Annotated in this window: 5 protein-coding genes and 1 pseudogene; 1 reads left to right on the forward strand and 5 read right to left on the reverse strand. The window is 67.1% G+C overall.

Annotation, left to right across the window (positions count from 1 at the left end; genetic code table 11):
* Positions 1–499: 499 nt before the first annotated feature.
* From rpsI to I9P22_RS23450, 3 genes are all read right to left on the reverse strand, one after another.
* Entirely contained in the window at positions 500–979 is a 480-nt protein-coding gene (gene rpsI / locus I9P22_RS23440; protein ID WP_036749038.1) for a 30S ribosomal protein S9, read from the reverse strand.
* Between the two features lie 3 nt (positions 980–982).
* Positions 983–1,447 (reverse strand): 50S ribosomal protein L13, encoded by a 465-nt coding sequence (gene rplM, locus I9P22_RS23445; protein ID WP_024845806.1) that lies wholly within the window; start codon positions 1,445–1,447, stop codon positions 983–985.
* A gap of 161 nt (positions 1,448–1,608) precedes the next feature.
* Positions 1,609–2,031, reverse strand: a complete 423-nt coding sequence (locus tag I9P22_RS23450; protein WP_199262585.1) for a PaaI family thioesterase — start codon at positions 2,029–2,031, stop codon at positions 1,609–1,611.
* 84 nt (positions 2,032–2,115) lie between these two features.
* On the opposite strand from I9P22_RS23450, the gene I9P22_RS23455 reads away from it, so the two are divergent.
* Positions 2,116–2,916, forward strand: a complete 801-nt coding sequence (locus tag I9P22_RS23455) for an enoyl-CoA hydratase (RefSeq protein WP_199262586.1) — start codon at positions 2,116–2,118, stop codon at positions 2,914–2,916.
* Here the strand turns inward: I9P22_RS23455 and I9P22_RS23460 are convergent.
* Both I9P22_RS23460 and I9P22_RS23465 read right to left on the reverse strand, forming a co-directional pair.
* Positions 2,913–3,656, reverse strand: a complete 744-nt coding sequence (locus I9P22_RS23460; RefSeq protein WP_199262587.1) for a cytochrome c biogenesis CcdA family protein — start codon at positions 3,654–3,656, stop codon at positions 2,913–2,915. The two genes, I9P22_RS23455 and I9P22_RS23460, sit on opposite strands and share 4 nt — an antisense overlap.
* A 77-nt stretch (positions 3,657–3,733) precedes the next feature.
* Positions 3,734–4,105: pseudogene (locus I9P22_RS23465) on the reverse strand (ribonuclease E/G); the annotation flags it as partial.

A 4,105-nucleotide genomic window follows, 5' to 3' on the forward strand; every position in this document is an offset into this window, starting at 1 on the left:
GCCGATACGCAAAGCTCCCCAATCGAAAAACGACCAGACCGCCCGCATATCCCTTCAAAAAAACAGCAATGTCAAAAAGCAGAGGAAATAAAATAACCCAAACTTCGCCACCATTGAAATGGCGAGGTCCAAGCCATCAAGTCCCAGATTGTCCGGACCCTGCATTGCCTTGGCGCCGCCTTGTCCGTCCGTCGCAGCGTCTTGCTGCGTCGGTGAAGGGGTATCTAGGATCTGCAGGCGCGGCTTGCAAGCGGAAAAATGCCCGGCCCGAAAGAAAAATCCCAAGGCAATGATTTTCTGTCATTTTTCTGTCGCGGATTCGGGCAGATACTGCGCGCCTTGCCGAAGCCCTGGGCAGGGTGCGAGGCTGCGAGTCGCGCCGGCGCCCGGTTTCGATCCCGAGTCGGGTCTGGAATCGCCGCCTCGCCGGCCCGACCGCAGCCCCGAAACGAGAAACGCGGCCCCGAGGGACCGCGTTCCGCATCGCATGGAAGCCGGATCAGCGCTTCGAGAACTGGAAGGACCGGCGGGCCTTCGCCTTGCCGTATTTCTTCCGCTCGACGACGCGCGAATCGCGGGTCAGGAAGCCGGCCGCCTTCAGCGCCGCGCGCAGGCTGGGCTCATGCAGCTGCAGCGCCTTCGAGATGCCATGCTTGACCGCGCCGGCCTGGCCCGACAGACCGCCGCCAGCGACCGTGGCATAGACGTCGTACTGGCCCGAGACGCCGGCCACCTCGAAGGGCTGGCGCAGGATCATCTGCAGCACCGGACGGGCGAAATATTCCGCAATGTCCTTGCCGTTCACGACCACCTTGCCCGAGCCAGGCTTGACCCAGACGCGGGCGACCGCATCCTTGCGCTTGCCGGTGGCATAGGAGCGGCCCAGCGAATCGCGCTGCGCCTCGCGAACCGGGGCAGCCGCCGGAGCAGCCGTCGCGACCGATTTCAGATCGTCGAGGGTTTTGATGTCTTCGGCCATGGCTTACGCGCTCCGGGTATTCTTGGCGTTCATGGACTTGACGTCCAGGACTTCGGGCTGCTGGGCCTCGTGCGGGTGCTCGGCCCCGGCATAGACGCGCAGGTTGGTCATCTGCTTCTTGCCCAGCTTGTTGCGCGAGATCATGCGCTCGACGGCCTTGATCACCACGCGCTCGGGATGGGCGCCTTCCAGCACCTGGCGGGCGGTGCGGTGCTTGATGCCGCCCGGATGGCCGGTGTGCCAGTAGTATTTCTTGGCATCGCGCTTGTCGCCGGTCATCTGCACCTTGTCGGCGTTGATGATGATGACGTTGTCGCCCATGTCCATGTGCGGGGTGAAGGTCGGCTTGTGCTTGCCACGCAGGCGCATCGCCACGATCGAGGCAAGACGGCCCAGAACGACGCCCTCGGCGTCGATCAGGATCCACTTCTTCTCGATCTCCGCCGGTTTCGCGGTATAGGTTTTCATCTGTCGGTCCCTTTGGGGGCTGTAATTCGAGATGGCGGTATATCGGCGAAAGCGGCGCACAGGTCAAGCGCGCTGCGCGTCAATTTTCCAAGCAATTCCATGTAGTTGAAAAATAGGTATCATCATACCTCAAAACAAGCCGCGCGGAAATCAGCGTTTCATCAGCGTTTCGGCGGAATCGAATAGGTCATCGAGCAGCGCGCCACCGGATCCTCGACTCCCTCGGAATGGATCAGCACCTCGCCCACCGCCAGCACGCGGCCCAGTTTCAGGATCCGGCACTCTGCCAGCAGGTCGCGCCCCGCCTCGGGCTTGCGCATGAAGTCGATCGAGGCATTGGTGGTCACCGCCAGCGCCACCTCGCCGATGCGGGCCAGGATGGCCAGGTAGATCGTCACGTCGGCCAGCGCGAACATGGCCGGGCCGCTGACCGTGCCGCCGGGCCGCAGGTGCTGGTGATCGACGGCCAGGCGCGAGACCAGCAGGCGCTCGTCCAGCGACTCGACCCGGACCTGCCCCGCCACCTGCGGAAACGCCCGGTCCAGAAAGATGTTCAGCGCCTCGCGATCCATCTGCAACGCCATGCTTTCCCCCTGCCCTGCCGGCGGCTAGAGTGGACGGCAAGGCCCGGCAAAGGCAAGCCGCGCCGTGGCGTCAGGGAGGACGAGATGAAGGACGGAGATCCCCAGCCGCTGGTGCTGCGCCAGGACCGGGGCCATGTCGCGCGGCTGATCCTGAACAGCCCGACGAACTACAACGCGCTGTCCACGGCGATGATCGACGCGCTGTCGGATGCGCTGGACGAGATCGCCGCCGATGACCGGATCCGGGTGCTGGTACTGGCGGCGCGCGGCAAGGCCTTCTGCGCCGGCCACGACCTGCGCGAGATCCAGGGCGCGCGCAACGACTCGGATGACGGCCGTGCGGCCTATGAGCGGCTGTTCTCGCATTGCTCGGCGATGATGCAGAAACTGCCCGCCCTGCCCCAGCCGGTCATCGCCGAGGTGCAGGGCATCGCCACCGCCGCCGGCTGCCAGCTGGTGGCCAGCTGCGACATGGCCGTCGCCGCCGAGGGCGTGCGCTTCGGCGTGAACGGAGTAAATATCGGGCTGTTCTGCTCGACGCCGATGGTGGCGCTGTCGCGTGCCATCCCGCCGCGCGCCGCCTTCGAGCTGCTGATCACCGGCGAATTCATCGACGCGGCCCGCGCGCGCGCGCTGGGTCTGGTCAACCGCGTCGTCCTGCCCGAGGCGCTGGAGGCCGAAACCATGGCGCTGGCCGAAACCATCGCCGGCAAGCTGCCCGCCGCCGTGCGCATGGGCAAGCGCGCCTTCCACGCCCAGGCGCGGATGGGGCTGGCCGATGCCTATGCCTCGACCGGCGCGGTGATCTGCGAGAACCTGATGCGCCCTGACACGGCCGAGGGCATCCAGGCCTTCCTGGAAAAGCGGCCGCCGAATTGGGATTAGCCCAGCGCCGCCAGCCAGGGGAAGGTCTCGAGCAGCCAATAGGCAAAGACCGGGAAGGCGCCGGTCAGCAGCGCCAGGCCGACGACGACCAGCAGCCCCCCCATGATGCGCTCGATCAGCTTCAGATGCGGCTTGATGCGGTTCATCACGGGAATGGCACGGTTGATGAAGATCGCCGACAGCAGGAAGGGGATGCCCAGCCCCAGTGCGTAGACCGCCAGCAGCGCGGCGCCGCGGCCGGCCTCGGCACCGGTGGCGGCCAGCGACAGGATCATGCCCAGCTGCGGCCCGATGCAAGGCGTCCAGCCGAAGGCGAAGGCCAGCCCCAGCACATAGGCCCCCAGCGCTGAGCCGCCCTTGTCTCCGGCATCCAGCCGCGCCTCGGTATCCAGAAAGGGGATGCGGATGACGCGCAGGAAATGCAGGCCCATGACGATCACCACCACCCCTGCCCCGCGCGCCAGCCAATCCTGCCATTGCAGGAACAGCCGCCCGAAGGCCGAGGCCGCCATGCCCATCAGCAGGAAGACCGTCGAAAGCCCAAGGATGAAGAACAGCGCCGGGACCACGGCGCTGCGTTCGCCGGATTTCAGCCCGCCAACGCCGATGCCGGTCATGTAAGCCAGATAGGGCGGCACCACCGGCAGCACGCAGGGCGACAGGAAAGACAGGACCCCGGCCAGCAGCGCGACCATCGCGGCGGGCAGGAAGGCGGCGTCTGCAAGCTCGATTCCCAACATGTCCGGCACCTTGGCGCAAGGAAAAGGCGCGGGAAAGCCCCGCGCCCCTCACTCTTTTGTGGGAGGGCTGCGACAGATCAGCCCATCGACCACCAGCCGCGCCGCTTGGGCCGGGCCGGCGCGTCCTGCTCGGCCAGTTCCGGCACGGCCCGTTCCGGCGCGGGTTGCGCCTCCGGGGCCGGCTCGGGTGCCTCGGCCGCATTGGCGGATTCCGGCTGCGGCGCGGGCTGGACCACCTCGGCTTCCGCCGCCGGAGCTTCCGCGACGGGCGCATCCGCGATCACCTCGACCGCAGCGGGCTCGGCCGCATCCTCGGCTTCGGCGACGGGTTCCACCGGATCGGCCGGCTCGACCGCGGGCGCCTCAACCGTCTCGGCGACCGGCTCGGCCGGCTGCTCGGCGGCGGCCGGCTCCTCCTCGGCCTTGCGGCGGCGGGTGCGTGTGCGGCG

Source organism: Paracoccus binzhouensis, assembly GCF_016446475.1.
Lineage (GTDB): Bacteria > Pseudomonadota > Alphaproteobacteria > Rhodobacterales > Rhodobacteraceae > Paracoccus > Paracoccus binzhouensis.

Excerpts from the sequence above, each read along its gene's own strand:
- rpsI (WP_036749038.1), bottom strand. The coding sequence starts at position 979 with ATGGCCGAAGACATCAAAACCCTCGACGATCTGAAATCGGTCGCGACG.
- I9P22_RS23455 (WP_199262586.1), top strand. The coding sequence starts at position 2,116 with ATGAAGGACGGAGATCCCCAGCCGCTGGTGCTGCGCCAGGACCGGGGC.
- I9P22_RS23460 (WP_199262587.1), bottom strand. The coding sequence starts at position 3,656 with ATGTTGGGAATCGAGCTTGCAGACGCCGCCTTCCTGCCCGCCGCGATG.
- I9P22_RS23450 (WP_199262585.1), bottom strand. The coding sequence starts at position 2,031 with ATGGCGTTGCAGATGGATCGCGAGGCGCTGAACATCTTTCTGGACCGG.
- rplM (WP_024845806.1), bottom strand. The coding sequence starts at position 1,447 with ATGAAAACCTATACCGCGAAACCGGCGGAGATCGAGAAGAAGTGGATC.